Below are 26,708 nucleotides of genomic sequence, written 5' to 3' on the forward strand. Positions count from 1 at the left end.
AACGAAGTTTGGTCTTTTTGCCATATTAAACCGGAAATTTCACTACCTCCTGGCTCATCATGGTTGAAGCATTAACCTAGTAGCGAGAGAGCCGATTGCGGACGCTGATTCGCCTGAGATAGGATGGTGGTGCTTGCTTGCTGAATGATTTGGTTACGGGTTAGGTTTGCCGTTTCAGTCGCAAAATCAGTATCTTTAATTTGCGAGCGCGCAGCTGACACGTTCTCAGATATGTTGCTTAAGTTACGAATTGTTGATTGGAAACGGTTTTGTAGCGCACCCAAATCAGCGCGTAAACCACCAATAGCAGAAATTGCATTGTCAATTTTCGCCATCATGGATGACGCGTTTTCACTGGTTAACACGTCAGTATCTGTACCAGTAAGGCCTAAACCTGTTGCACTGAATCCATCAACACCTGCGCGCGTTAACGCCGGTGATGATAGGTTTACCGAGATGGTTTGACCTGAGTTTGCACCGACCAGGAATTTCGCAGAGAATTCACCAGAAAGTACCTCTACACCTGCAAATTGGGTAGTGGTGGCGATACGTGAAATTTCGGTGCGAAGTGCATCCACTTCTTTTTGTAGCGCTTCACGGTCTGAATCACTGTTGATACCGTTTTGTGATTGTACCGCTAACGTACGAATACGCTGTAGCGCAGTGGTCGTTTCAGACAATGCACCTTCAGCAGTTTGTGACAGTGATATTGCGTCATTTGCGTTACGAACGGCTTGGTTTAAGCCTTGAACTTGCGATGTCATTCTATCGGTAATCTGAAGACCAGCAGCATCATCAGCAGCGCTGTTGATACGGAAGCCTGAAGACAGACGTTCAAAGGACGTACTCAAAGAATTGCTAACATCAAACAATTGACGCTGGGCATTCAATGAGGAAACATTGGTATTTACGAACATAGACATAAAGTCTCTCCTACACTCTCAGTCCAGCGTGTGCTGGCTGCCGGTGTGACCCGGCGTTTCATTTTAGTAGTCACCAACACCTGAGGGGTAATTGATGAACTGGCTCTCTCAGTGTTTGTATCGACGTAAATAGCAAAGCCTTTAGAAAAATTTACGAAAATTGCCGTAGCGCGGAAGATATTTGCCACCTACTATCTTCTAAGCATCCGTTTTTAAAAGGATATTGAGTGAAAAATAAACTAACCCTAAACAGGGTAGAACGTATTTCCGCCCCAGCACCGCACTGTGCCTTTACCGATCTCATTGCGTCGCCCTTCGCGCAAAATTTAACTTCCATCTTCTGTTGTTATCGTCAAGCTAGCGATCACGTCAGCCTTGATGGGCAGATCGTCATTGTGAAATACTCGCTATTGAGCAAAGAAAAGCACTATCAACACTTACAGGTGCCAGACACGGACTTAAGAGATCCTAAATTCAGTTTCGATGGTGAGGTATTATATTTAACCACTTATGCGAAACGAAAGTGTCCGACTACCGGCAGGGTTTCAACTGATATGCTGAGTTTTCATACGACCACGGGCATGTCGTGGTCTGGTCCACATTCTTTTGGAAAGCCAAGCTGGTGGCTTTGGAACATCACATTTTTTAATCAAACTGCTTACGGCTTTGCCTATAACCGAGGAAAAAACCGAATAGACTTATACGCTGGGCACCCTAATAAACAAATGGATTTAGTCACAGATCATGCGCTATCACTTGCAACCCATCAATTAGGCTACCCCAATGAGAGTCATATTTTATTTTCTCAAAATGGCAGCGCCACCGCAGTAGTGAGACGTGATGCTGACTCTTATTCAGCCATGCTCGGTGAATCCTCCCCGCCTTATACTTCTTGGACTTGGAAAGATTTAGGTTGTTACATTGGCGGGCCAGTTATGTATGCACTATCAGAAACGCATTATCTAGTGGCAGGAAGAGATTGGGATGGTGAAGTTTCAACGACAAAAATCTGGTTATTAGAAAAAGAGACAGCCCAACTGTCTGTCTTATTTACCTTACCCAGTGGTGGAGATAACAGTTACCCCGGCATGGTTATAGATGGCGACACCCTTTATTTGTCGTATTATTCCTCACATATTGACGAATCAACCCGAGTTTATTTAGCTGAAATATCAGGTCTCAATGCCCTGCACTGTTAAGCGAAAACAGGTCAGGGCATCAGCGTGGATGATTAAATATAATTGAATAGCGACAGGTTTGACACTTGAGGAAAAGACGCCAATGCGGCTTCTAGTGCCGTTTCTTGTTTAGCAAAATCACTGGAAGCTTCCGCATAATCCACATCTTGAATTGCACTTCGAGACGATTTAGCGGCAATTTCCATGTCTAAGTTACTCTCATAGGTAGACTCGGCAATATTTAGCCGACTACCAATGGATGCCCGCTCAAGTGAAATCTTCTCTAAGCCGTTGTCTAAACCGACGAGAGAGTCAGCAATCGCTTCTTGTAACGCACTATTATCAATGGTGCTATCCATGAGTATTTCTTGCACTTCATGAAGCGTTTGCGCCATGCTCTTTTTCTCTGGCGCATCTAAGGAAAACTCTATGGTGTCGCCAGCGACAGCAGAAGCGGTAAACTGCATTCCTTTTACGGTAAACGCTTTCCCAGACTCGAAACCCACTGTATCAACGACGGCACCTGTACCTACGTTAGTCAACTGTGCTTCGCCCGAAGCTAAAAATGTAATTTGATAATCATTATTCGCACTGGTAACAGGGTCATAGTTTTTGTTAAAGAAAGTATCGAAAGTACCCTGTTCAGAAACGTTAGGGTTAGATAAATTGGCCACTGTGTCGTTGGTTACTGAAAACTTAAACCGGGATAACACATTTTCGAAAACTTCATAGCCGTTACTGGTAGATTGAATGGAGGAGCTGTTGGAAAGCTGAATAAAGCTCACTCCCGCATCCCCAGAAAAGCTTATTGCGTTACCCGTCGCAGCGGGGTTGTAGGTAAATGCCTGGTTGGCAGACTGGTAACCCGCATAGATGTAATTGCCATCAGCGTCTTGCGTGTTCATTAAATCGAAAATTTCGAGCTTAATCTGTTCCAATTCAGCCCCAATCGCACGTTTATCAGGATCTGACAATATTCCCGACCCTGCTTGCACAACTAAGGTTCTGGCACGGTTTATTGAGTTGGTTATATTTGTAAGTACAGCTTCTTGTTGCTCAAGAGAGCCTGTCACCAAATCATTGTTACGCTGAAATTGTTCCAGCTCATCTATTTCTTCTGTCAGTCGCAACACTTTCGCAGCGCCTACAGGATCATCTGACGGGGTAATAATGCGTTTACCGGTAGCAAGTTGCTCTTGAGTTTTAACCAAGTCTTCTTGGTTATTCATGATAGAACGAATATTCTGATCGTAGATTTGACTTGTTGATATACGCATAAATGCTTACCTCGCCGACTGTAATATGGTGTTGAACAGTTCTTGCGCCGTAGATAAAATTCTCGCAGCCGCTGCATAACTTTGCTGGTACTTAATCAAATTCGCCGCTTCCTCGTCTAAGCTTACGCCAGATACAGATTCAAACCAGTTTTCAGATTGCACTTTCATAGCTTCGGCAGATTCCAATGAAACATTAGCCATGGCGGCGTCTTCGCCAATTCGTCCAACCATAGACGCATAAGCATCTTGAAAAGTGCGTGGTGTATTTGATGACTCACTGCTCACTTGCACGAGAGGGTCGTTTTGCAACGAAGCCAACGCAAGGGTATTAGTGTTGTCGTTAAAACCATCGGTATTGTAGCTTATAGAAAAACTATCTCCGGCTTTTGGGACACCATCAAGGCTAAAGTCGTAGCCAGGATCCGAAGTCAATCCAGCCTGAGCGAGCAAATTATTTAGGTTAGTTGTCCCCGTGACCGTTGCCAACGTTGTGCCGCTTGCATCTAATACTTCATAGGTATCTTCAGCGGTAAAATAAACTTGCGCTGGCGCAGAGCTGATTAGGCCTCCCGACCCATCAAATCCTGAGTCCCCCACCGTGGTATTGGTCACTTCTACCCCTGAGACATTTGCACTACCTAAATTTGTTGCATCGGCCTGGGCGCGTATTGGTGATGCAAACGCTAAATCTTCAGGGCGCTGAGTCGCAAGCGTTATTGAAGACGCTATATTCTTCGTCGGCTGAAGTAAAAACTGAAACCCTTCTTCGTAATTACTCGTGCCAGAAAACTCCACCTCAATTCCACCCGGCAATTCATTGTATCCAGCACTCACCGCCATTGTGCTGACAAGATCATTACCCGCACCATCGGTTTGCACGGTGCCATCTGGGTTGATCATTGATACGATAATGGAAGTCGGTACGCCAGATGCGTCCACGGCATCAATTTCAATAAGATAATCTGCGTCGGTTAACTCGCTGCCTTTGCCTTCAATGAGCTGCCCTGTCACTTGGAAGTCGCCGGTTTCCGTTGTAAGCGCCGTGAAGCTAGGAATATCAAAAATATTACTACCGAGCTGGCCATCTAGGTCCATGCCTAATTTGTTTTGGGTATTCATGGCATCTGCAAATGCCACTGATAACTGCCCTACGTCACGCATTGCAGGACCAAGCACATCATTCCTATACCTAAATAGCCCTCCCAGCGCACCACCTAGATCATTTTCCACCACAGGTACAGAGGCATCTCCTTTGGTGTCTGAACCAAAATCAGTTTCTAATTTAAGCTCTTTTGATGTCACATCACCGTTGCTATTTAATTCAAATAAATTAAATGCGCCATTATCCAAGACCAGAGATTCACCGGTAATGAGGTTGATCGTCACAGCGCCATTTTGACTTTGGCTATCATTGACGTTAATGGCCATAATCGACGCCAACTCATCGATAGCTTGATCACGCTCATTTAATAATGCACTGGGCTCATCGCTGGTACTGTTTCCTTTAGCGATAACAATATTTTTATTTAACTCGCCAATATTAGCAATAAGGCTATTCGCTCGGTTGACCATAGAAGTAAACTCTAAATTGAGCTCTTCCTCTTTTTCTATCATGTAATCAGAAATGGTCTTCATTCGCTGATATAAAGATTCGCTTTTACCCAAAACTTGTTCGCGAGAGGCTAGGTTTGTAGGATCATCCGCGGCGGTTTGGAGTGCTGCAAAATAGTCACTTATTCCTTGTGAGAGAGAGTTAGCTTCACTGGCAAGTAGATTGTCGATGGCCGTTGTTTTTGAGGAGTAAGATTCTAACTCACCTACCAAGGTGATATCACGACGCAATTGGTTTTGCGCAAACACGTTAATAATTCGCTCTGTATTACCAATTTCTACGCCAAACACCTGGCTATTATTAAGTTCTGTACGCTCGCGTACATACCCGTCCGTATTAACATTTGCTATGTTGTTACTGGTGGTTTGAAGCAGTTTACTGCTAGCATTAACGCCACTGGTGGCGAGAGAAAATAAATCAACGCTCATCTGAATTTCTCCGCCTTAGGGCATTAAGCCATTGAGCCTGTCACTGTGGTAAACAGACATAATTTTGTTTGCGTATTCTGGATCTGTGGCATAACCCGCATCTTGCAGCGCTTGGGTATATTTCCCGGCATCTTGTGCGTGCGCTACCGCTTGCTTGTAGCGAGGCTGGGTAGCGATGAATTTGCCATAATCATCCATGGCATGGGCGAGTGAAGAATACGAACGGAACGCGGCTTTCTGCTTTTCAGGTATATTCCCGTTAAATTCCAGTGTACTGACCACAGCCTGTTCACCCTGCCACTGTGAATTAGCTTTAATACCAAATAAATTGTGTGAGCTTGAACCATCTGAATTGTGTATCACAAACTGTCCCCACCCTGTTTCCACCGCCGCCTGAGCAATTATGGCTTTAGCATCTAGGCCGTATTTTTCCGCTACCTCTTGAGCAAAAGGCTGTAAAGTACTGACAAAGTCCTCTGGGCTTTCGAACATACTGTCTTTGTGCGCTGAACGAGTACCTTTAGACGCTGAAACAAGCGAATTTTCCTGCGCTTGCTCAGTCTGTTCAACTCGATTTCTGTTCAGAGAACTCAAATTGCCATCACTACGAATGGTGCTAGCTGGCTGGTAACTGTCCTCAGAATGCCCCATCTGCTTTACAATAATATCGGCTAATCCCATACCACCGTTTGATGTTAAGTCCGCCGCCAATTGCTGATCGTGCATATCGCGATAGAATTTCACTTGTTCAGAGTTAAATGGGCTGTTTTCATCCGCTAGGGCGTCTTGCGCTTTACGCATGGATTTCAGCATCATTTGCACAAAGATAGCTTCGAACTGTTGTGCAGCCTCTTGCAACACATCCTCGTCACCTGAAGCGATAGCTTCTCGCATCTTGTTAATACTGCCGAGATCATGAACGTTTCTCGCCATGTCTAGCTGTGACTTAGACCCTAACCCGTCCATCAGATAATCACCAATTCACCGCGCAATGCGCCTGCTTGTCTTAGGGCCTCTAGAATTGCCATAAGATCGCCTGGCGCAGCGCCCACTTCATTCACTGCTCTAACCAATTGATCCAAGGTAACGCCAGGTTCAAACTTGAACATGCGGCTATCGGCCAAATCCACATCGATAATTGACTGGGTTGTAACCACAGTTTCTCCATCAGCAAAAGCATTAGGTTGAGAAACTTGCTGATTTTCTGCAATGGTAACGGTTAACCCACCGTGGGTAATGGCAGCAGGCAGTAATCGCACTTGACTGCCAATAACGATAGTGCCTGTTCGGCTGTTTATCACTACCCGCGCGGGCGCATCAGCCGGCGTAAATTCAAAATTTTCCAGTGTGGCTAAAAAGCCCACGCGCTGCCCAACATCACGGGGCGCAGAAACACGTACAGAAGCTGCATCAATGGGGGTTGCTATTACATACCCTCTATCCGGCTGTGCACCTAAACGTTCATTGATCGTATCTGCGAGAGCCTTTGCTGTAGAAAAGTCGGGGCGGTGTAAATTCAGCGTAAGCGAATCGCCATTCGCGAAACCGCTTGGTACAGATTGCTCCACCATCGCGCCGTTGGGAATACGCCCGACAGTAGGGGTATTAACCACAATCCGTGATCCGTCACCGCCTTGTGCTCCAAAACCACTCACCACCAAACTGCCTTGTGCCACGGCATATACTTTTCCATCCACACCTTTTAAGAAGGTTTGAAGAAGCGTTCCGCCTTGCAAACTATTGGCTTCACCCACAGATGACACTGTAACGTCAATGGTTTGCCCGGGTTTCGAAAAGGCCGGAAGCTCAGCGTGAACCGCAACCGCAGCCACATTTTTAATTTTTGGTTTGGTGTTGGCATCTAAGCTGATACCGAAATTACTTAACATGGTTCGAAAGCTTTGCTCGGTAAACGGGCTTTGCTCACCCGTTCCCGGTAACCCCACCACCAGGCCGTAACCCACCAATTGGTTACTTCGTACACCTTGAATACTGGCTAAATCTTTTATGCGCTGACCACTCGCTAGGTGCGGCGTAAAAAGGCTTAATGCGGTAAGAACAACAATAAATAAACGCATACTCACTCTCCTATTGGCTTACAACGGCCACCAAGTTGAATCGAAGAACTTGGTTAACCAGCCCCTTTCTTGCGCACGAGCGAAAGAACCTGTACCAGAATACTGAATGCGAGCATTAGCCACCTTGGTTGAGACAATCTCGTTTTCAGGGCTAATGTCCGCTGGACGAATAATGCCAGTCAAACGAATGTATTCATCACCATGATTGAGGGTTAACCACTTCTCCCCTCGAATAACAAGGTTATTGTTGGGCAGTACGTCAACCACGGTGACAGAAATGGCCCCCGATAAACTATTGCTTTGATTCGCTGCCGAATCACCAGAAAAGTCACTGGAAGACCCTATACCTAATTGAATAGATTGCCCGCCAATATTCACTGCTTGCCCACCTAACCCGGTAATGGTGTCTAGATTCACGGAAGAGTCTTTCGCGGTAGTGGTGTCAGCCGATTTACTCGCTGACGTACTTTCGCTGAGCGCCACGGTAATGATGTCACCCACTCTGCGCGCTGTTACATCAGAATAAAGGCTGTTTGCCATATAAGAGCGAAACAAAGAGCCGTCTTCTACAATCGTCTCACGGGGGTAATCCGGTACCACTGGAGCGAAAGAAGGATCATTCGCTTCAACAGGAGGTTGGCTTGTACTTGCACAGCCCCCTAAAGTTATTATCGCCACAGAAAGTGCCAGAATACGTTTCATCACGTTACCTGCTATAGCTGCTGAATGACTTGACCAAGCATCTGGTCAACCGATGAAATCACTTTGGAGTTCATCTCGTACAAACGCTGGCTTTCGATAAGGTTTACCAGTTCTTCTGTAACGTTAACGTTCGACGTTTCTAACGTACCTTGAGAAATGTAACCCAGCCCTTGCAAGCCAGGTACGCCTTGGATAGGTGCGCCACTGGAAGCGGTTTCTACAAACAGGTTTTGACCAATAGGCTGTAACCCTGTGGGGTTAACAAAATCCGAAATATTCATTTGCCCAAGCACTTGAGGCTCAGCCTCGCCACGCACAGACACGCTAATTTCGCCATCTTGTGAAATCGTGATTTGTTGCGCATCTTCGGGAACAGCCACTTCTGGTTGCAAAAGGAAGCCAGCACCCGATGTCACAATTTGACCTTGATCATTCAATGAGAATTGACCATTTCGAGAATATGCAATGGTGCCGTCAGGTTGTAATATTTCAAAATACCCGCGCCCTTGGATAGACATATCCAAGGCATTTTCGGTGGTCAACAAATTCCCTTGAGTATGGGCTTTTTGGGTTGCCACTACTTTAGAGCCCGAACCTAACATTAAACCTGACGGGAGCTCAGTATCCGCCGAAGAGCGACCACCCGGCTGGTTTATGTTTTGATAAAGTAGATCTTCAAATACGGCGCGGTCCTTTTTAAAGCCCACCGTTGATGCGTTGGCCAGGTTGTTAGAGACAACGGCAACATCAGTCTGTGCAGCATCTAAACCTGTTTTACTAATCCACAATGCTGGGTGCATATAAACCTCCCGTCGTTGCAGTTATCCACAACGTCACTAAAAACAATTATAAAATGCGAAGCAGGGTATTGCCGCGAGTATCCAACTCCTCGGCTTGCTTCATAACCTTTACCTGTAACTCGTAGTGACGCTGTAAATTGATCATATCGACCATCTCTTCCACAGCGTTTACATTCGAACCTTCAAGCATGCCCGACATCACTTTTACATTCGCATTGGCGGGTGCCAGTGTGCCGTCTTCCATTCTAAATAAACCGTCGGTACCCCGTTCCATATCCGCATAATTGGGGCTGACTAGCTTCAACCGACCAATATCTTCAATAACATTTGCTGGGGCGCCTAGCTGGCGCATAGACAAAGTGCCATCGGCGGCAATGTTGAGATTATCTAGAGGAACGGGCAAAAATATTGGACCATTGTCACCCAAAACCACGCGGTCATGGATATCTGTCAAAATTCCGTCGTCGCCCAGTTTGAAGTTACCATCACGAGAATAGGCTTCTTGGCCATTTTCATCTTGAACGGCAAACCAACCATCACCTTGAATCGCTACGTCAAGGTCACGCCCCGTTTGTATCATTGGGCCTGATTCGTAGTTATTAGAAGGGCTTTCTGTCATAGAAAAAACGCGGGTCGGCAAACCTTCGCCGTACGCCGGCATTGCTCTTGCCTGCTCTAGCTGAGCACGGAAACCCGTGGTTTGTGCATTGGCTAAGTTATTTGCCCTAATCCCAGTCCCTAAAAGGTCTTGAGAGGCACCGCTTGCTGCTATGTAGAGAAGTTTGTCCATGACTGACTTTTGACTCTGGTTAAACCATACACAGGTTTTGCAAGGCCGATGCCAATATGTACAAAAAATGAAAGATATAAAAAAGCCGCAGTAATCTGCGGCTTTTTTGAAGAGTGACTATTTATCGAATATTCAAGATAGTTTGATTCAGAGAGTTATTCACTTCAAGGGCACGAGAGTTGGCTTGGAAATTACGCTGGGCAATAATCATATCAATCAACTCGGTGGTTAAGTTAACATTGGCCTGCTCTAGCGCTGATGAGTTAATTTCACCATAGGTACCTGTTGTGGCTTCCCCAGCAAGTGCTTCACCCGATAGAATACTCTCTTTCCATTCTGTGCTGCTTTGCTGAGTTAACCCTTGTTCATTGGCAAAACGCACGAGAGCAACACGTGTAATGGGCTCTGAAGTCCCGTTTGAGAATGTGGCACGTACTAATCCATCCGGACCAATATCAATCCCCGTCAGTCGCCCTACTGGTAAACCATCTTGCTCTAATGAAGTCACTTCAAACGCTGACGCATACTGTGTAGGCTCATTTACGGTAGCTTCATCGGGGTCAAGGTTGAAGTCGATGGTAATTTCTTGAGTAGGATCGGCACCGTTTGATAATACGCTGGCAAGTGCTTCAGTATTTAACGTGTAATCAGGATTGGTGCTGCCATCCGGGTTTTCGATGCCAACGAAATCACCGCCATCAGAAAAGATTAACTTCGCGGCAGTCACATCGTTACCCGTCGCTGTCCCTAATGAATGCACACCCACATCACCAGGTGTTGACGTGGTGCCATCTTCATTTTGTAAATTAACGAGTTGATCATCTACAGCTGTCGCGACATACCATTCGTTGGTGGCAGAATCATCTTTCACAAAATAGTAAGTCATAACATGTGAGTCACCCAGTGAATCATACACGGTGACTGATGTCGCAGCGTTGTAAGTAGACGGGTCTTCCGGATCAAACTGGGCAGCTTCCACACCCGCATCACTTGCCGGAAGATTCATTCTTATATCAACTTCGGAAGTTTGTGCAGGTGAGCCTGATGAGTCTGGGATCAATACCGGCTCAGTGGTACTTAGTGCCACTGATGAGCTGGTACCGTCAGAATTAACGGGGAAGCCTAGCAGTAAATCACCGTTGCTGTTTACCACATAGTTGTCATCATTCAATTTGAATTGACCTGCCCGTGTGAAAGAGAAATCACGGGATGTTTCATCTGGCACTGTGGCAAAAAAGCCGTTACCTGTTATCGCTAAATCAAGTGCAGTGTTGGTGAACTGTAAGCTACCTTGAGAAAATTGCTGGGCAACATCTTGGGTTAACACACCATCGCCCACTTTTGTTTTACTTCCTGCGAGCAACGAAGTGGCATACACGTCACCGAACTCTGCCCGTGATTCTTTAAAGCCAACGGTATTAACGTTAGCAATGTTGTTTGCGGTTACATCTAAATCTTTTTGAGCAGCAGCTACGCCGCTAAGTGCGATATTAAAAGACATGGGTTGTTCTCCTACTAACTGCCTATCTGAATGACGTCATCAAGATTGATACTGACATCACCAGCCAAATTTAAAATGACGCCCTGTCCGCTACCGGCCAGGCTTACGCTGCCTACATGACGATTAACTGCTGTAGACAATTGGGTGTTTTCACCATCCACTTCACCGGTTGCGGTAATGACATAATCCCCTTCAGGCATATCATTCCCCTGAGTGTCTTTCCCGTCCCACTCAAATGCGATATTGCCTGCGGCTTGGGTTCCAGCATCTATGGTTTTAATCACCTCTCCATACTGGTTCTCAATATTTATTTTCATGTTTTGAACGGTTTGCTCATTCACAACTACGCCTGAAAGCCCATCACCTTGCGCTGCCATGTGTCCAATATTGCCCTGAACCAATACGTTCTGCCCTATAAGGCTGGATGCTTGTAGCGCCTGATTAGACGTCATGGAGGCGGCAAACGATTCGAACTTATCGTTTAATTGCGAAATACCATCCGCCATAGTGAAGGATGTCATCTGCGCAACCATTTGATCGTTATCCACGGGGGCGGTGGGATCTTGGTTCGCTAACTGTTCTGTAAGCATTGCAAAGAAGTCTTCTTGCGATAACTGTTGTTCAGTGCCATCTGCAATCTTGACGGTTTCTTCCTGCCAATAAAGGTCGGTGTCGAGCCCGCTGTTATTAATCGTATCCACGTTTGATTCCTCAATTACCTAACCGGCAAGTTATTGCCCTTGGCCTAATTGCAATACACGACGAAAGATTCGTTTAGTGGTATCGGCAACCTGAACATTGGTTTCATAAGCTTTAGACGCTGACATCATGTTTGCCATTTCTTCTACAATATTCACATTTGGCTTGTAGATATACCCATCTGCATCCGCCATGGGATTATGAGGGGCATATTCCACCTGCAATGGCGCATCACTCTCAACGATACCACGCACAGATACCCCTGCTCCCTTCGACTGATCTTGCATAGCCTGCTGCAACTCTGTGGCAAATACTGGGTGGCGTGCGCGGTAGGTTTGGTCATAACTGCTGCTTACCGTATTCGCGTTGGCGATGTTACTTGCCGTGGTATTAAGGCGAACATTTTCAGCTTCCATTCCTGTGCTAGAAATTGACATTACATTAAATAAGCTCATGGCTACTGGCCTCCAGAACTAAGGGCTTTTTTCATGCCTTTGATTTTACCGTTGAGAAACTCAAGGCTAGCTTGGTAGCGAAGGCCGTTGTCAAGAAAGCGATTTCTTTCGGCTTGCACTTCTACTGTATTTCCATCGCCGGTATCAGGCTGCGTGGGTACGCGGTATTGCATTTCAAAATTTGATGCAACAGAGGTGCTGCTTCCACCTAAGTGATTTTCATGAGTTTTAAGCAGGCTATTGCCGCCTAAGGTACGTGTGCCTTCCGACCGTTGCATGGCGGATTCCATTGCTTTATTAAAATCAATGTCTTTGGCTTTGTAACCCGGCGTATTCGCATTCGCTAAGTTGCCAGCAATCACTTCCATTCTATCCGTACGAATAGACAGGGCTGATTGATGGAACCCGACGAGCTTGTCGAGATTAATTGCCATGATAAAACTCCTAACTGCAAAATGCTGTTGTATACCGCATACAACAAAATTAGCTATTAACGAAGATTTACTAGCAAGGTAAATGCCAGTTCAAAGAATGAGCGAGAGGTAAGATACGGAACTGGCAAAAAATTAGAGAAATAAACACCTTTAAATCATAAACTTAAAGGCATTATTTCTTTTGATAATATAACCCCGGATGGCATTTAACCATGGCATAAAAATCACTGGCGGCACTGATAGATTCGGAAGCGCCAAGGAATAGTACACCGCTTGGCTGCAATTGAGCGGCAATTTGTTGCAGTATCTTTTGTTTTACTTCCGCTGAGAAATAAATCAGTACGTTACGGCAAAATACCACATCAAATCTGCCCAATGAGGCATAGCTACTGAGCAGGTTTAAGCTTTTAAATGACACCATTCTGCGAACTTCAGGGCGAAGCTGCATTTGCCCGCTTGCGTGAGTTTGAAAGAAAGCTTGGCGACGTTGAGGAGATAAACCACGCGCCAATGACAGTTCATCATAAATCCCTTGCTCGCTCTTTTCTAGCATTTCCGAGGACAGGTCAGTGGCAATAATTTCTACCCCTCCTCGTAACGCACCTGGACGCTGTTTTTGATACTCTAGTATAGACATGGCAATGGAATAAGGCTCTTGTCCAGACGAACAGGCCGCACTCCAAATTCTTATTCTTTGTGACTTTTCGGCTAATTTAGGCAACAGATCTTTGATTAAAAGATCGAAAGGATAACTGTCTCTAAACCACAGCGTTTCATTTGTGGTCATCGCATCGATAACACTTTGCAATAACGTCCGGTCATAGCCTTTTACCACAACGTCAATAAGTGCATCTGTACTAGGGTAATTAAATTTATAGAGAAGCGAGGCAAGGCGGCTTCGAACTAGGTATTGTTTGTTCTCACCTAACACGATGCCACATTGTTGCTCTAAGAATTGCCTAAACTTGAGATAACTCTCCGGGGATACATCTTTACTGTTCAATCCCTGACCGCTCCGTTATTCACAATCTTTCATAAGCCATTTCTGAACTGCCGTAGCCAGTTCATCGGGGTGGAATTTCGCAATGAAATCGTCGGCTCCCACCTTCTGTACCATAGCTTGGTTGAATACCCCACTCAGTGACGTGTGCAAAACCACATGAAGTTTCTGTAACTGTGGCGTATTTTTTATTTCAGCGGTAAGCGTGTAACCATCCATTTCTGGCATTTCAATGTCCGATACAAGTACGCCAACTCGGTTTGTTACATCACCGTACTCTTCGGCAATTTCCTTCAAACGGTTCAAGGCTTCTAGTCCATTTTTAGCTAACTCGATTTCCAGGCCAAGGGTTGTCAGTGCTTTCTTCACCTGATTTCTCGCCACGGCAGAATCGTCAGCAATAAAGATAATCTTGTCTTCTTTACCTTCGGTAGTAAGCCCTTCGGCGACATCAGCACTTACATCGGCATTCAGTGGTGAGATCTCATTCAAGATTTTTTCAACATCAAGAATTTCAATCAATTCGTTTTCTACTTCTGTCACCGCAGTAAGATAACTTGCTCTGCCGGTACCTTGGGGCGGTGGCATAATCGCGTCCCAATTTGTGTTGATGATACGTTCAACGGCCCCCACCAAAAAACCTTGTACGGAGCGATTATATTCTGCAATGACAATAAACGCGTTTGACAAGTCTTCTATACGACGACCCCCTGTCGCCATACTCAAGTCGATGACAGAAATAGTTTGCCCACGAATATGCGCCACACCACGAACTAAAGTGTTCAACTTTGGCATCGACGTTAAAGGTGGGCACTGAAGTACTTCACGAACTTTAAAAACGTTGATACCAAAGCGCTGTCGGCCATTTAACCTAAACAATAATAACTCTAGCCGGTTTTGCCCAACGAGCTGCGTGCGTTGGTTAACTGAATCCAAAATACCCGACATGTGTCACCTCTTTTTAATTCTGGGCATGATCATTGCCTTCTCTTATTGAAAATAGACAATATCACTAAATAATAGCCGTTCAAACGACAGAAAAATGACACTTATTGCCAATTCGTTATCCTTACTGTGTCGTTTGAATGAACATTGCATGCATTCTTATCTGATAAGCATAGACAATATCTAAGTAACTGAACACGAAAAGTAGCCATGAATATTTTAAAACACAAATTTTTTACGATAGAACAATGGCAATATGCACTTTTTGTCATGATGTTTTCCATTGCAACATTCCCTTGTAATGCTGCTGACTTACATGAAAAAGTTCAACAAGGTGCGCAAAAATATTTAATGTCAGTACTTAGTCCTAGCGACGAAGATACTAACATCGACATACGTATTGTGAAGATAGACGATAGGATAAGTATTCCTCAGTGCCCCACAGGGTTTCAGTACTATGCATCAGACGAAGCACTCAAACAGTCGTATATTTCTGTTCGTGTTAGTTGTCAAAATAACGATTGGTATCTCTTTACCAGTGCGCAAGTTAGTAGAACAAAACAAATTGTTGTCACGTCTGGTGCAGTAAGTCCAGGAACCGTTTTAGGTGCCGATAACTTAACCCTCGCCGATGTGGATATTCGGCGCCTAAGATATACGGCCTTCACAGACCTGAACAGTTTAATTGGCGCCCGCATGAAACGTAGAGTGGTCGATGGTCAAGCCATACAATCAAATATGCTGTGTTTTGTATGTAAAGGTGACAGAATAACCATTAAAGCCCATATTGGCACTATGGCGGTGAAAACGGCTGGAATCGCCGAACAAGATGGTGTCATTGGTGATACAATTAGGGTGACAAATACGAGCAGTCAAAATACGGTAATAGCCGAAGTCGCCAGTGCGAAAGAAGTCGTGGTACACTTGTAAAATAGCGATTTAAAAGACTGCATTTTCATCTCAAAAAAGCCTAAAGAAAAAGCATGAAGGGCCGATAATATATACTGAGGTGAATAGGTAGTGGAGAAAGACTATGGCAATTAACAATGTAAACAATGGGTTACCAAAAACACCCGTTGATAATACAAAAATTTCGCAGCAGAATCAGACGCAACAGTCTCAACAGCAAGCGTCAGATGTCGCTGCAAAGACGCAAAGTGCGCCCCGTCAAGATTCGGTGTCGCTCACGCAATCTGCGCAACAATTGAATCAAGTACAGAAAAAAGGTACTGAAGCGCCTGTTAATCAGGAAAAAGTAGATCGCCTTAAAAAAGCGATTCAAAGCGGCGAGTACAAGGTTAACCCTGAAGTGTTAGCCAATAAAATCGCCAAGGCTGAATCAGAGATTTTTGGCGCCGATTAACCACAGTTGCATTAACATTTAGTTAGGTGATTATGACCAGCACACTTACCTCAGCATTACAGCAACAAGTTGAAAACTTGTCTCAATTAGCGCAACTACTTGAGCAGGAACTTCACTTGATAAGTGCCCGTGATGCTGAAGCACTAACGAGTTTGCTGGAACAAAAAGCCGAGCTACTTGAAGCGATTCAAGCTGCAGATAGGCAAATTGAGCCCGTTTATCAAGCAGAGAAAAAATCGAGTAGCTTGCCTGAAGAGGCAGAAAGCTTAATGCAATCGGCGGCTCAGATATTAGATGAATGTAAGTATAAAACCAGTGTCAACCAAAAGGCAGTGGAGCAAGGTCAGCTTCGTCTGACTCACTTACGTAATCTTATGTTAGAAGTGCGCGCAAAAGAATCCCTAACCTATGACAAAAAAGGCAAGCCCAACGGTGGGCGTTTAGGTTCAGGTGTAAGCGCCTAGTATTTTTCACACTCCTCGATCTTTAAAGAAAAAGGGTGCAATTGATATTGCACCCTTTTTCTATTTCTTCTCATGACGCTTGAAGCTAACGGCTAGTAATATTTAATGTCTTTAATTCGTCGAGGTTTTGCCGTTGAAAGGTAAATGTCGTATACCCGCTGCATGTCTAATTCTAATTCTGTGGCGTAGGTATCTTCACCAACCGGATAGCTTTTTATAATTTTTGCCCCGCGAATGACACCTTCTACTGACGCCTTTAAGGTTTCATTTGATACAACAAGGCTTGAGAGTGATTGACTTCCCTCGATACGTTGCCCATACACTTGCTCAGCAAGCTCTCGATACGCCTCTAACTTTGACGCTTTAATTGCCATCAACATTTTAACGGTTTCGCTTTCTCCACGCTGAGAAGCAATGGGCGCATACCCCACCGCCGTCAGTGTAGGGTAAGATTCCGGCTCCACGGTTTCCCATTCAACATGTTTGTCTACAAACAGGCTGCATCCAGACAAAATACTGGCGCTAACCAATACTGATGTCAGCAACTTCACCGAATGCTTAATACGCCTTTTCACCATTTTCATATTGGTAACCTTAAAATGACCATCCTACTTGACTGATAAACCGCTATTATTCACGCTGACACACTCTCGCTAACGCAATAGACTGAACTGAGTTAGTTTGACTGCATCGATAAGGTTAAACCCAAGGTGACAGCCAAGCGGTTGACGTGCTTTATCACGTGTGACTAAAACTGAAAGCAAAGTTTGCGCCTAAATGTGAAAGTCAGTGAATTGACACTTAATGAAAGAGACCAAACCACCGATGGTGACCGCTGTCTTCATCACATTTTGTATTTTTGGCACTCTATTCGCTTACACTCATCTGTATATGAAAATAACCTTGTGTGGTGAAGCTTTTTTGACACCCAGCGCATGCGGACAACAACCACTCCGCCTGGGTAGAGCAATAGCGCAAGGTAAAATGCTTTAGAGCAACGTAAAACTAAGCTGAGGGGCGCTTGTGTTCGCACAGAAAAATAAGTCTTCGCATTGCATATTCATGGCGCTTATTTGCCTACTGGCATTATATGTAGGGCAAGTAAATGCCGTTTGGTACGAAGCTAAAGGCCAGGCAATTATAATGAAGGGCGATAAACATAGCGCCCGCAAAGCCGCCACTGAGGAAGCGCTTAAACAGGCCCTGTTGTTTGCTGGCGCATCGATAAACAGTGTTCAGCAATTAACCAACGGCTTATTAGAAAGCGAAGATATTACTATTAGTAGCACAGGTGAAGTAAACCAAGTAGAGCTTGTGGATGAAGTGTGGCATAGCGACTATGTTACCGTTACCATCCGTGCTGACATTTTTCCAAAAGAACAAATATGTAAAGCCAGTGAATACACCAAGCACGTTGCTAGTAGCTATTTCTCTGTTGCCAATAGAGAGCACCTTTTAGATGGACAAATCGCCGACTTTCCTGCTGCGTTTACCCGTCACTTAGCTACGCTGATGGACACTCATGGCACTCACGCCAAATTGTCCTATATTGCACCTTATACTACCTACTGGTCTCCATCTACGTTGCCCGCCAATGTTAGAGAGCTAGCAAAAGTGGCTGACGCTCAATTTGTTTTAGTAGGGGAAATTACCGACCTGAGCGTGACCCGAGAGCCCCCTTCTCGGTTGGCCTTTTGGGCCGATGAAGACGCTACCCGCTATTTCGCTTTTGATGTCGCCGTTTACGATGGCCTTAACGGCGGTAAGCTATTCCAACGAACATACCAAACACAAGATACTTGGCCCTTTGATCGCTTTGCTGAATTAGACGAATACTCACAATCGTTTTGGTCAACCGCCTACGGAAAAGCGATTGATAAGCAAGTGGCAAAATTCATTGTCGACCTTGAAGAAACCACCTCTTGCCAACCCCTTACCGGCAGGGTGCTACAAGCCAATAATACAAATGTCACCGTTTCTTTAGGCAGAGATAATGGCGTAATGCCAAATGATGAGCTATATATTTATCAAACACGGCAATTTACAGATGGTCGTGGCGAAACCTACTTACAATATAATATTTATCCGGGAGTTTTTATCGTTGAATCGGCGTATAGCAATTCTGCACAAGTTCGCCATAAAGACGCTAACGTCATCATTAACATTCAAGAGAACGACTTCGTTATAAAAAAGTAGAATCAAGCTGCATCTACCAAAACCTAAATCTTTGTTTTTTTATATTATAAATATTACCAATCTAGGAATACCATATATTTGGTAGCAAGCCACCTCAACATAAGTATATGTCCCAGTGAATTGTTGCCATTGTCAGACTAACGACAATTTACTTCAATATTGCAAAATTGTTTTAAACCAAGGGTTCCGATTGAGCGAGACTCTCGTATAATAACAATATACTCAGTCCCCATAGTTTAACTGGATAAAACAAGAGCCTCCTAAGCTTTAGATCTGCGTTCGAGTCGCGGTGGGGACGCCACTCTAGCGACTACCTTTTTCACGTCACACGCATGTTTTTGTCATCCTCTGAAGTAGAACGAGCGTATAACAAAGATGCGTGCAGACAACTTGTTCGCCCATTACAATGTACAGGCTAATCGGGAGACACGATGACCCACCTAGAGCATGACGATGTCGACTCGTTTTTTGCAGAAATGCAGGATGTTAAACCTATTGCATCAGGCGATAAGGCTTTATTACATGATCCAGAAAAAGCGCTCGCAGAAAAGCAAAAGCGTGCAGCTTTGCAAAATAAAACCCGTGAAAAGCTAACCAACCCGTTAAGTTTAGAAGGGGTTAAACCTGTCCCGCCGAGTGACTTTATATGTTTTCAGCAACCAGGGATCCAAGATGGGGTATTTAAGAAGCTGCGTATGGGCAAATACCCGCTGGAATACACTTTATCACTTAAAGCTTTAAACATTGAGCAAAGCCGTGATGCACTCTACCAATCGATAATATCAAGCCACGAAAAAGGGGTAAGAGCGCTATTAATCCAGCACGGTACTGGAGAAAACAGCAAGCCATTTCCTGCCTTAAAGAAAAGCTATGTTAATCATTGGCTTCGGGAACTCGAGGAAGTCATTGCCTTTCATACCGCACAACCCATGCACGGTGGTTTTGGTGCTACTTATGTATTGCTGAAGAAACATCCTCAACAAAAATTGATTAATAGAGAAAAAAACCGGAAAAGGTAATGATTTTGTCATGTAAAGAATACATGATGATACAGAATTGATTAAGGGCAGTTTCCTTGCGAAAACTGCCCTTAGAATTTTACTTTCAGACTACTTAACTGAAGACTGCACACTTAGCGTTGAAGGAGCTTCGTCAGATTTTGCTGAAGTGCTAAAAACAGCAGTTACAAACATCAGCACAACAGCCACAGCCACTCCGGTTAAGCCAAACCCTTTTGAAGAACGATTCATTAGTCGTCTCTTATTATCGATACTGACGTTTTGCCAGATAAACCCGCAACAAAACCTCCTGTAACCAATCTGCAATCCCTGCACGCACTACAATAGATCAGTGACTTAGAGATGACAAGCCCCTCTGTTCATTTTTTTGACAACTTGCCAATTAGTTGACACAGATGCGCCGTTTTATGCGTAAAAGGAGCGATTTTTACCGCCCCTTAACGATCACTCATTTTTAGCCTACGAATTTTCTCGCGTTTCTAAATATACGCATCCACGCACCATCTTCTTGCCATTCGTCAGGACGCCAAGAATTTGCCACGGCTCTGAACACCCTTTCAGGGTGAGGCATCATAATAGTGCTGCGTCCATCGGCCGAGGTAAGGCCCGTAATCCCCTGCACAGAACCATTCGGGTTAGCTGGGTATTGCATGGTAGGTGCACCATAGTTATCAACATAACGCAGTGCCACTTGATGAGACACCTGCGCGAGGGCGTCCTGATTGGCAAATTCCGCTTGCCCTTCTCCATGAGACACCGCAATTGGCATACGCGAGCCAGCCATTCCAGCTAACAAGACAGATTTTGACTCCATCACTTCTACCATCGCCACCCGTGCTTCGAAGCGTGCTGACTGGTTAGTAACAAAGTGTGGCCAATGTTCGGTACCAGGGATAAGCGACTTCAAATTCGACAACATTTGGCAGCCGTTACACACACCGAGGCTGAAAGTATCATCGCGATTAAAGAAAGCTTCAAACTGGTCTCTGGCTATACCATTAAACAATATAGACTTCGCCCAACCTTCACCCGCACCCAATACATCACCATACGAGAACCCGCCACAGGCGGCCAAGCCAGCAAATTGCGCTAAGGTGGTTCGGCCCGCCAGTACATCACTCATATGCACGTCGATAGCATCGAATCCTGCGCGATTAAATGCCGCCGCCATTTCTAAGTGAGAGTTAACACCTTGCTCCCGCAATATTGCAACTTTAGGCTTTATACCTTTGGCAATGTAAGGTGCCGCAATGTCTTCATTAACATCATACGTCAGTGCCGCGTGTAAGCCTGGATCTGCCGCGTCCTGTTTAGCCAAGTGTTCTTGCTCAGCGCAAGCTGGGTTATCACGACGCTTTTGCATTTCATAGGTCGTTTGTGCCCAGGTCGTTCGCATTGCAACCCGGCTGTCTGCTAACACAGCCACGCCATCCCGACTAAATTCAATCATATCCGTACTATTTACTGTACCAATAACATGCGCAATATCTGCAATATCAAAGGCAGTAAGAAGGTCGTTAACAGCGTCAATATCTTGGTTTAATACTTGTACCACACCGCCTAGTTCTTCATTGAACAGAACGTCAACATCATTGCCCGTTAAAGTATCAAGAGTGATACTCACGCCAGTTTTACCTGCAAATGCCATCTCTGCAACAGTGGTGAATAAGCCGCCGTCTGAGCGATCGTGGTAGGCTTGAACCAAGCCTTTTTCGATAAGCGCCTGCATGGCATTAAAGAACTGTTTTAGGCGAGTGGCCGATACCACATCGGCTGGGCTGTCACCTAACTGAGAATAAACTTGCGCTAAACAACTCGCCCCTAAGCGATTCTTACCTTCACCTAAGTCGATAAGTATTAAGGTACTGTCGCCTTTGTCGGTACGTAACTGCGGCGTCACGGTTTTGCGAATATCTTTTACCGCGCCAAATGCTGAAATAACTAAAGACAAGGGGGAAGTTACGGCTTTGTTTTCACCATTTTCATTCCATGCGGTTTTCATCGACATAGAATCTTTACCCACTGGGATCGTCAGCCCAAGTTCAGGACAAAGCTCTTCACCTACCGCTTTAACTGCTTCATACAAACCTGCATCTTCGCCAGGGTGTCCCGCTGCCGACATCCAGTTAGCTGAAAGCTTAATACGCTGAATATCACCAATATTAGCCGCCGCAATATTCGTTAACGCTTCACCTACCGCTAAGCGAGCCGAGGCACCATGGGAAAGCAGTGCTACTGGGGTACGCTCCCCCATCGCCATTGCTTCACCATGATAGGTATCAAAGGCGCTAGCAGTAACCGCCACATCAGCAACAGGAATCTGCCATGGCCCCACCATTTGGTCACGACTTACAAGGCCCGTTACAGAGCGATCGCCAATGGTAATCAGGAAGGTTTTTTCCGCCACCGTAGGTAGCGACAATATGCGATTCGCGGCGTCGCTAAGGGTAATGCCTGCGTCATCTAATGCGGGGGAGCTGACTTTTCTCGAGCTCACATCACGATGCATTTTAGGCGGCTTGCCAAGCAAAACATCAAGGGGCATATCGATAGGTTTGTTATCGAATTGGCTGTCATTCAAGTTTAAATGCTGCTCAGCGGTCGCTTCACCCACTACGGCGAAGGGCGCGCGTTCACGGGCACAGATGGCTTCGAAAACCGGCATATTTTCTGGTGCGACCGACATCACATAGCGTTCTTGCGATTCGTTACACCAAAGCTCAAGAGGCGTCATGCCCGGCTCATCAGATAACACCTTGCGAAGTTCAAAGTTACCGCCCCGACCGCCATCATTCACCAATTCAGGCAAGGCGTTTGATAAACCACCCGCGCCCACATCGTGAATAAATTGAATAGGATTGTTGTCACCTAACTGCCAACATGCATCAATGACTTCTTGGCAACGACGTTCCATTTCAGGGTTATCACGTTGAACCGAGGCAAAATCTAAATCTTCGTTTGATTGTCCAGAGGCCATAGACGACGCTGCACCGCCACCAAGACCAATATTCATGGCAGGGCCGCCAAGCACAATCAGCTTAGCACCAACGGTGATTTCGCCTTTCTCGATGTGATCACGGCGAATATTCCCTAAACCACCAGCAAGCATAATTGGCTTATGGTAACCGCGCACTTCAACGCCATTAAAGCTATTGACTTCTTGCTCATAAGTACGGAAGTAACCTAATAATGCTGGGCGACCAAACTCGTTATTAAAGGCTGCGCCACCAAGTGGTCCGTCGGTCATTATGTCCAATGCACTTACAATGCGCTGAGGCTTACCGTACTCTTTTTCCCAAGGCTGCTCTGCACCAGGGATCCTTAAGTTTGATACTGTGAACCCTACCAAACCGGCTTTTGGTTTCGAACCACGTCCAGTTGCGCCTTCATCGCGAATTTCACCACCCGAGCCTGTTGCGGCACCTGGGAAAGGAGAAATGGCAGTAGGGTGATTGTGGGTTTCAACTTTCATAAGAATATCAATATTCTCATGATGGTATTCGTATTGGTGTGATTGCGGGTTTGGGAAAAATCTTCCCGCTTGCCACCCTTCCATTACCGCCGCGTTGTCTTTGTACGCTGAGTACACGTGATCAGGCAGTAACTCGTAGGTGTTTTTAATCATTTTGAACAGGGATTTTTCTTGCGCTTCCCCATCTATTGTCCAACTTGCGTTGAATATTTTATGACGACAATGCTCAGAGTTTGCTTGAGCAAACATGTAAAGCTCTACGTCGGTTGGATTTCTTCCCAACTTAGTAAAGCTTTCAAACAAATACTCTACCTCATCATCCGCCAGGGCTAATCCTAGCTTAAGGTTTGCTTCAACCAAGGCGGCTTTACCATTGGCCAATACATCTACTGATGTGAACGTTTGTGCCGTTGCTTGTAGGAACAATGCTTGCGCATCTTGTGTTTGTGCAAACACTGATTCAGTCATGCGATCATGCAGGAAACTTGCGACTTGCTGATACTCACTCTCGCTAATGCTTCCCTCAAACGTTAAATAGTATGCACAACCTCGTTCAATACGATTAATACAATCTAATTTACAGTTGTGAGCGATATCGGTAGCTTTTGAAGACCACGGAGAGATGGTGCCGGGGCGAGGAGTAACAAAAAATAAGGTTCCTGATGGGGTTTGCGCTTGTCTAGCAGGGCCATATGTCAGCAGTTTATCGAGAATATCTCTTTGCTGCGACGACAAGTCACCTACAGAATCTACAAGGTGAATATATTCACTATAAAGGCTTTTCACCTTAATGCCGGATTGACCCAGCTTTGCAATCAGTTTAGTTTGGTTAAACTCGGATAGTGCGGGAGCGCCTCGAAGGACCAACATATTGCTTTACCTGGTTGTTTGGAAACAACGACCATCAATGCTACGCGTTGTCTCTGTAATTGATGAGGATTTCGGCGCGGATTATAGATGAAATATGATGAATTGGTAACCTACATCTCGGGGTATGTTGCAGTTTTTTTTAAAAATCACCCAATTAACAACAACAAGAAAAGGTCTATGCTGTCACAAGACTTAAAAAACCGATTAAAAATTACATTTTTTATCGCTTTGTGTTTATTTGCTACCAGCTGCGGAGCACCGAAAATTCCTAACGCGCTTTCCTCATTATTAGAAAGAGGATCGGTGAAAGTAGGAACCCTCTATGGTCCTGCTACTTATTACAATGGTGCAGAAGGTCCTCAAGGCTTTGAATATGAATTACTCGCCGGCTTTGCCGACTATTTAGGCGTAACCCTCGACCTATATCCCTTTTATAGCTACGAAGCTATGCTAGAACAATTAGAAGAAGGCAATCTCGATATTGTTGCCACCGGTGACGCCGTCACCGACGTGTTGCAGTCTCGGTTTAGCTATGGGCCCGCCTATCAAACGGTTTCCCAGCATTTAGTGTTTCAAGCGGGCACCTCTCGCCCTAGAGACATGGCTGAACTCGATGCGCCTGTGGTTACGGTAACAGGCAGCAGTCAAGCTCAACTATTAACAAGCCTGAGCGATGACGCCGCGCCCACCTTGATTACAACGGAAGATTCAGACTCTGAAGAATTATTACAAAAGGTGGCTGAGGGCGAATTAGACTACACCCTTGCCGATAGTAACCGACTCGCCTTACAACGTCGTCGTTATCCTAACTTAGCCGTAGCCATGACGATAGAAGACAGTATGCCTATGGCATGGGCTTTAGATCGCTCACAAGACGATTCCATTAAAGCGGCTATGGTGGAATATTTTGGCACCGTACACCAGTCAGGATGGTTCACTGTTTTAGAAGATAAATACTTTGGTCACATCCGTACCTTTGACTATGTCGATAGCCGCGCGTTTAACAAGTCGGCAGAAACCACACTGAAACGCTACAAAAGCATGTTTCAACAATACGCGGGAGATTTGGATTGGCGGTTATTGGCAGCCATGAGTTACCAAGAAAGCCATTGGAAACCTGACGCAGTGTCACGTACTGGTGTTCGTGGGCTTATGATGTTAACCATGGATACCGCGAACGACTGGGATGTAGAGGATAGAACAGACCCAGAACAAAGCATTCGGGGCGGGGCCCGTTACTTTGCCAGCTTACTTAGCCGTATTCCTGCTCGAATTGGCAACCCTGATAGAACATGGATGGCCATGGCCGCGTATAATATTGGGATGGGGCACTTGGAAGATGCGAGGGTTTTAACCGAACGCCAAGGGGGTAACCCTGACCTGTGGGTAGACGTTAAGCAACGACTGCCACAACTTAAACAGAAGAAATACTACAGAACCACCAATTACGGCTATGCTAGAGGTGATGAAGCCCTGCAGTATGTTGATAACATCCGGCGATATTATGACAGCTTGGTGTGGTTAGACGAACAGGGAAAAATTTAATTCTTGCGTATTGAAACTTGTCATTTTGGTGTCATTTAAGCTTAGTAACATCGCAGCAAGTTGGTGCTAATGCTGCCACGATATTTTCCCTAATTGGTGATGCAAGGAGGGTTAATGAAAAGAAGTAGATTTATGAAGAAAGGAATAACATTGAAAAATAATAATAGACGCCGCCTGATGCTGAAGCGGGTACATCAAAAGGTGCTTCAACGTCGCAAGCAATACGTAACCAGTGACATGTTCACTCAGCTGAACCGCAACCCTTAGCTAACGCCTGTTTATTCTTTTTAGCTAACTTTATCTGCGCTCTACGTTGTTTGAAAAATGAAGACAGTTTTTCAGCACACATTTCAGCAAGCACACCCGGTACAACCTCAATTTGGTGATTCAGTGCTGGGTGTTGCAATAGGTTCATCACAGAGCCAGCCGCGCCAGTTTTAGCATCCCAAGCACCGAAAACCACTCTATCTACACGCGCGTGAACCAACATACCGGCACACATGGAACAGGGCTCTAGCGTCACGTACAAGGTAGTACCCACTGTACGGTAATTTTTAACCTGCTTGGCAGCGGCGCGGATTGCGGCCATTTCTGCATGAGCTGAAGGGTCATGGTCAGTAATCGGTGTATTCCAGCCCTCTCCGACCAATATACCTTCTTGTACCACACAAGCGCCCACAGGAACCTCCCCCATCTGCGCCGCCTTATCTGCTAGCGATAACGCGTGGGTCATCCACTTTACATCTTCCTCTGAACTCAAAGAGTGACTAATTTCATCAATCATTCGTCAATTTAACTATCATTTGGTTTTTGTTCATATACATGATGCACGCCACTCTATTAAAAACCCCCTAAGATATTGAATAATAGCACTTTTAATTTATGGCAAACAATTTGCTCTAGGATAAAGGTAATGTAATGCATCACTGTTGTTTACGCTGTTATCACGTAAACAGC

Annotated in this window: 25 protein-coding genes and 1 tRNA gene; 8 read left to right on the forward strand and 18 right to left on the reverse strand. The window is 45.2% G+C overall.

Going from position 1 to position 26,708, the window contains the following annotated elements:
- Nucleotides 1–71: 71 nt before the first annotated feature.
- Nucleotides 72–923, reverse strand: a complete 852-nt coding sequence (locus tag IUA53_RS15075; protein ID WP_044446421.1) for a flagellin N-terminal helical domain-containing protein — start codon at nt 921–923, stop codon at nt 72–74.
- 227 nt (nt 924–1,150) lie between these two features.
- Here IUA53_RS15075 and IUA53_RS15080 point away from each other — a divergent pair, with 227 nt between their 5' ends.
- Nucleotides 1,151–2,122 (forward strand): hypothetical protein, encoded by a 972-nt coding sequence (locus tag IUA53_RS15080; protein ID WP_196897350.1) that lies wholly within the window; start codon nt 1,151–1,153, stop codon nt 2,120–2,122.
- Nucleotides 2,123–2,154: 32 nt separating this feature from the next.
- Here IUA53_RS15080 and flgL read toward each other — a convergent pair whose 3' ends face one another.
- The 13 genes from flgL to IUA53_RS15145 all read right to left on the reverse strand — a co-directional run bounded on the left by flgL (nt 2,155) and on the right by IUA53_RS15145 (nt 14,825).
- Nucleotides 2,155–3,378, reverse strand: a complete 1,224-nt coding sequence (gene flgL / locus IUA53_RS15085; RefSeq protein WP_196897351.1) for a flagellar hook-associated protein FlgL — start codon at nt 3,376–3,378, stop codon at nt 2,155–2,157.
- A 6-nt stretch (nt 3,379–3,384) separates the two neighbouring features.
- Nucleotides 3,385–5,418, reverse strand: coding sequence for a flagellar hook-associated protein FlgK (flgK, locus tag IUA53_RS15090; RefSeq protein ID WP_196897352.1), 2,034 nt, complete (start codon nt 5,416–5,418; stop codon nt 3,385–3,387).
- Between the two features lie 15 nt (nt 5,419–5,433).
- Nucleotides 5,434–6,384 (reverse strand): flagellar assembly peptidoglycan hydrolase FlgJ, encoded by a 951-nt coding sequence (flgJ, locus tag IUA53_RS15095; RefSeq protein ID WP_196897353.1) that lies wholly within the window; start codon nt 6,382–6,384, stop codon nt 5,434–5,436.
- The gene (locus IUA53_RS15100) at nt 6,384–7,496 is read right to left on the reverse strand and encodes a flagellar basal body P-ring protein FlgI (protein WP_196897354.1); all 1,113 of its coding nucleotides are present in this window, start codon (nt 7,494–7,496) and stop codon (nt 6,384–6,386) included. The genes flgJ and IUA53_RS15100 overlap by 1 nt, the downstream gene beginning before the upstream one ends.
- 18 nt (nt 7,497–7,514) lie before the next feature.
- Nucleotides 7,515–8,198, reverse strand: coding sequence for a flagellar basal body L-ring protein FlgH (gene flgH, locus IUA53_RS15105; RefSeq protein WP_044056309.1), 684 nt, complete (start codon nt 8,196–8,198; stop codon nt 7,515–7,517).
- An 11-nt stretch (nt 8,199–8,209) separates the two neighbouring features.
- Complete coding sequence (flgG, locus tag IUA53_RS15110) at nt 8,210–8,998, reverse strand: flagellar basal-body rod protein FlgG (RefSeq protein WP_044056308.1); 789 nt, start codon at nt 8,996–8,998, stop codon at nt 8,210–8,212.
- A 46-nt stretch (nt 8,999–9,044) separates the two neighbouring features.
- Nucleotides 9,045–9,788, reverse strand: coding sequence for a flagellar basal body rod protein FlgF (locus tag IUA53_RS15115; protein ID WP_044056307.1), 744 nt, complete (start codon nt 9,786–9,788; stop codon nt 9,045–9,047).
- 121 nt (nt 9,789–9,909) lie between these two features.
- Nucleotides 9,910–11,289, reverse strand: a complete 1,380-nt coding sequence (gene flgE, locus IUA53_RS15120) for a flagellar hook protein FlgE (RefSeq protein ID WP_044056306.1) — start codon at nt 11,287–11,289, stop codon at nt 9,910–9,912.
- Nucleotides 11,290–11,303: 14 nt separating this feature from the next.
- On the reverse strand, nt 11,304–11,990 hold the full coding sequence (locus IUA53_RS15125; protein WP_044056305.1) for a flagellar hook assembly protein FlgD: 687 nt from the start codon (nt 11,988–11,990) through the stop codon (nt 11,304–11,306).
- Between the two features lie 30 nt (nt 11,991–12,020).
- On the reverse strand, nt 12,021–12,443 hold the full coding sequence (flgC, locus tag IUA53_RS15130; RefSeq protein WP_044056304.1) for a flagellar basal body rod protein FlgC: 423 nt from the start codon (nt 12,441–12,443) through the stop codon (nt 12,021–12,023).
- A 2-nt stretch (nt 12,444–12,445) separates the two neighbouring features.
- Nucleotides 12,446–12,877 carry a flagellar basal body rod protein FlgB gene (gene flgB, locus IUA53_RS15135; protein WP_044056303.1) on the reverse strand — a complete coding sequence of 144 codons (432 nt, stop codon included), beginning with the start codon at nt 12,875–12,877 and terminating at the stop codon, nt 12,446–12,448.
- A 172-nt stretch (nt 12,878–13,049) separates the two neighbouring features.
- Nucleotides 13,050–13,880, reverse strand: a complete 831-nt coding sequence (locus IUA53_RS15140) for a CheR family methyltransferase (RefSeq protein ID WP_044056302.1) — start codon at nt 13,878–13,880, stop codon at nt 13,050–13,052.
- 15 nt (nt 13,881–13,895) lie between these two features.
- Complete coding sequence (locus IUA53_RS15145; RefSeq protein WP_044056301.1) at nt 13,896–14,825, reverse strand: chemotaxis protein CheV; 930 nt, start codon at nt 14,823–14,825, stop codon at nt 13,896–13,898.
- A gap of 207 nt (nt 14,826–15,032) precedes the next feature.
- Between IUA53_RS15145 and flgA the strand changes: the two genes are divergently transcribed.
- The 3 genes from flgA to flgN all read left to right on the forward strand — a co-directional run bounded on the left by flgA (nt 15,033) and on the right by flgN (nt 16,649).
- Nucleotides 15,033–15,752 (forward strand): flagellar basal body P-ring formation chaperone FlgA, encoded by a 720-nt coding sequence (gene flgA / locus IUA53_RS15150; protein WP_081869439.1) that lies wholly within the window; start codon nt 15,033–15,035, stop codon nt 15,750–15,752.
- 103 nt (nt 15,753–15,855) lie between these two features.
- Nucleotides 15,856–16,185, forward strand: coding sequence for a flagellar biosynthesis anti-sigma factor FlgM (gene flgM, locus IUA53_RS15155; RefSeq protein ID WP_044056300.1), 330 nt, complete (start codon nt 15,856–15,858; stop codon nt 16,183–16,185).
- Nucleotides 16,186–16,217: 32 nt separating this feature from the next.
- Complete coding sequence (gene flgN, locus IUA53_RS15160; protein ID WP_196897355.1) at nt 16,218–16,649, forward strand: flagellar protein FlgN; 432 nt, start codon at nt 16,218–16,220, stop codon at nt 16,647–16,649.
- 92 nt (nt 16,650–16,741) lie between these two features.
- On the opposite strand, the gene IUA53_RS15165 is transcribed toward flgN, so the two are convergent.
- Nucleotides 16,742–17,233 (reverse strand): LPP20 family lipoprotein, encoded by a 492-nt coding sequence (locus tag IUA53_RS15165; RefSeq protein ID WP_375278007.1) that lies wholly within the window; start codon nt 17,231–17,233, stop codon nt 16,742–16,744.
- Nucleotides 17,234–17,711: 478 nt separating this feature from the next.
- Here IUA53_RS15165 and IUA53_RS15170 point away from each other — a divergent pair, with 478 nt between their 5' ends.
- From IUA53_RS15170 to smrA, 3 genes are all read left to right on the forward strand, one after another.
- Nucleotides 17,712–18,845: a flagellar assembly protein T N-terminal domain-containing protein gene (locus tag IUA53_RS15170; protein WP_196899560.1), complete on the forward strand. Its 1,134-nt coding sequence runs from the start codon at nt 17,712–17,714 to the stop codon at nt 18,843–18,845.
- A gap of 225 nt (nt 18,846–19,070) precedes the next feature.
- Nucleotides 19,071–19,146: transfer RNA gene (locus IUA53_RS15175), tRNA-Arg, on the forward strand.
- A gap of 130 nt (nt 19,147–19,276) precedes the next feature.
- Nucleotides 19,277–19,864, forward strand: coding sequence for a DNA endonuclease SmrA (smrA, locus tag IUA53_RS15180; protein WP_044446405.1), 588 nt, complete (start codon nt 19,277–19,279; stop codon nt 19,862–19,864).
- A gap of 90 nt (nt 19,865–19,954) precedes the next feature.
- On the opposite strand, the gene IUA53_RS15185 is transcribed toward smrA, so the two are convergent.
- Nucleotides 19,955–20,095 carry a hypothetical protein gene (locus IUA53_RS15185; RefSeq protein ID WP_172655499.1) on the reverse strand — a complete coding sequence of 47 codons (141 nt, stop codon included), beginning with the start codon at nt 20,093–20,095 and terminating at the stop codon, nt 19,955–19,957.
- A 223-nt stretch (nt 20,096–20,318) separates the two neighbouring features.
- The gene (purL, locus tag IUA53_RS15190) at nt 20,319–24,206 is read right to left on the reverse strand and encodes a phosphoribosylformylglycinamidine synthase (RefSeq protein ID WP_196897356.1); all 3,888 of its coding nucleotides are present in this window, start codon (nt 24,204–24,206) and stop codon (nt 20,319–20,321) included.
- Nucleotides 24,207–24,383: 177 nt separating this feature from the next.
- Between purL and mltF the strand changes: the two genes are divergently transcribed.
- Nucleotides 24,384–25,751 carry a membrane-bound lytic murein transglycosylase MltF gene (gene mltF / locus IUA53_RS15195; protein WP_044058750.1) on the forward strand — a complete coding sequence of 456 codons (1,368 nt, stop codon included), beginning with the start codon at nt 24,384–24,386 and terminating at the stop codon, nt 25,749–25,751.
- Between the two features lie 241 nt (nt 25,752–25,992).
- On the opposite strand, the gene tadA is transcribed toward mltF, so the two are convergent.
- Entirely contained in the window at nt 25,993–26,535 is a 543-nt protein-coding gene (gene tadA, locus IUA53_RS15200) for a tRNA adenosine(34) deaminase TadA (protein WP_044056290.1), read from the reverse strand.
- Between the last annotated feature and the right edge of the window lie 173 nt (nt 26,536–26,708).

It is taken from the genome of Alteromonas sp. B31-7 (genome assembly GCF_015767655.1).
GTDB classification, from domain to species: Bacteria; Pseudomonadota; Gammaproteobacteria; order Enterobacterales; family Alteromonadaceae; genus Alteromonas; species Alteromonas australica.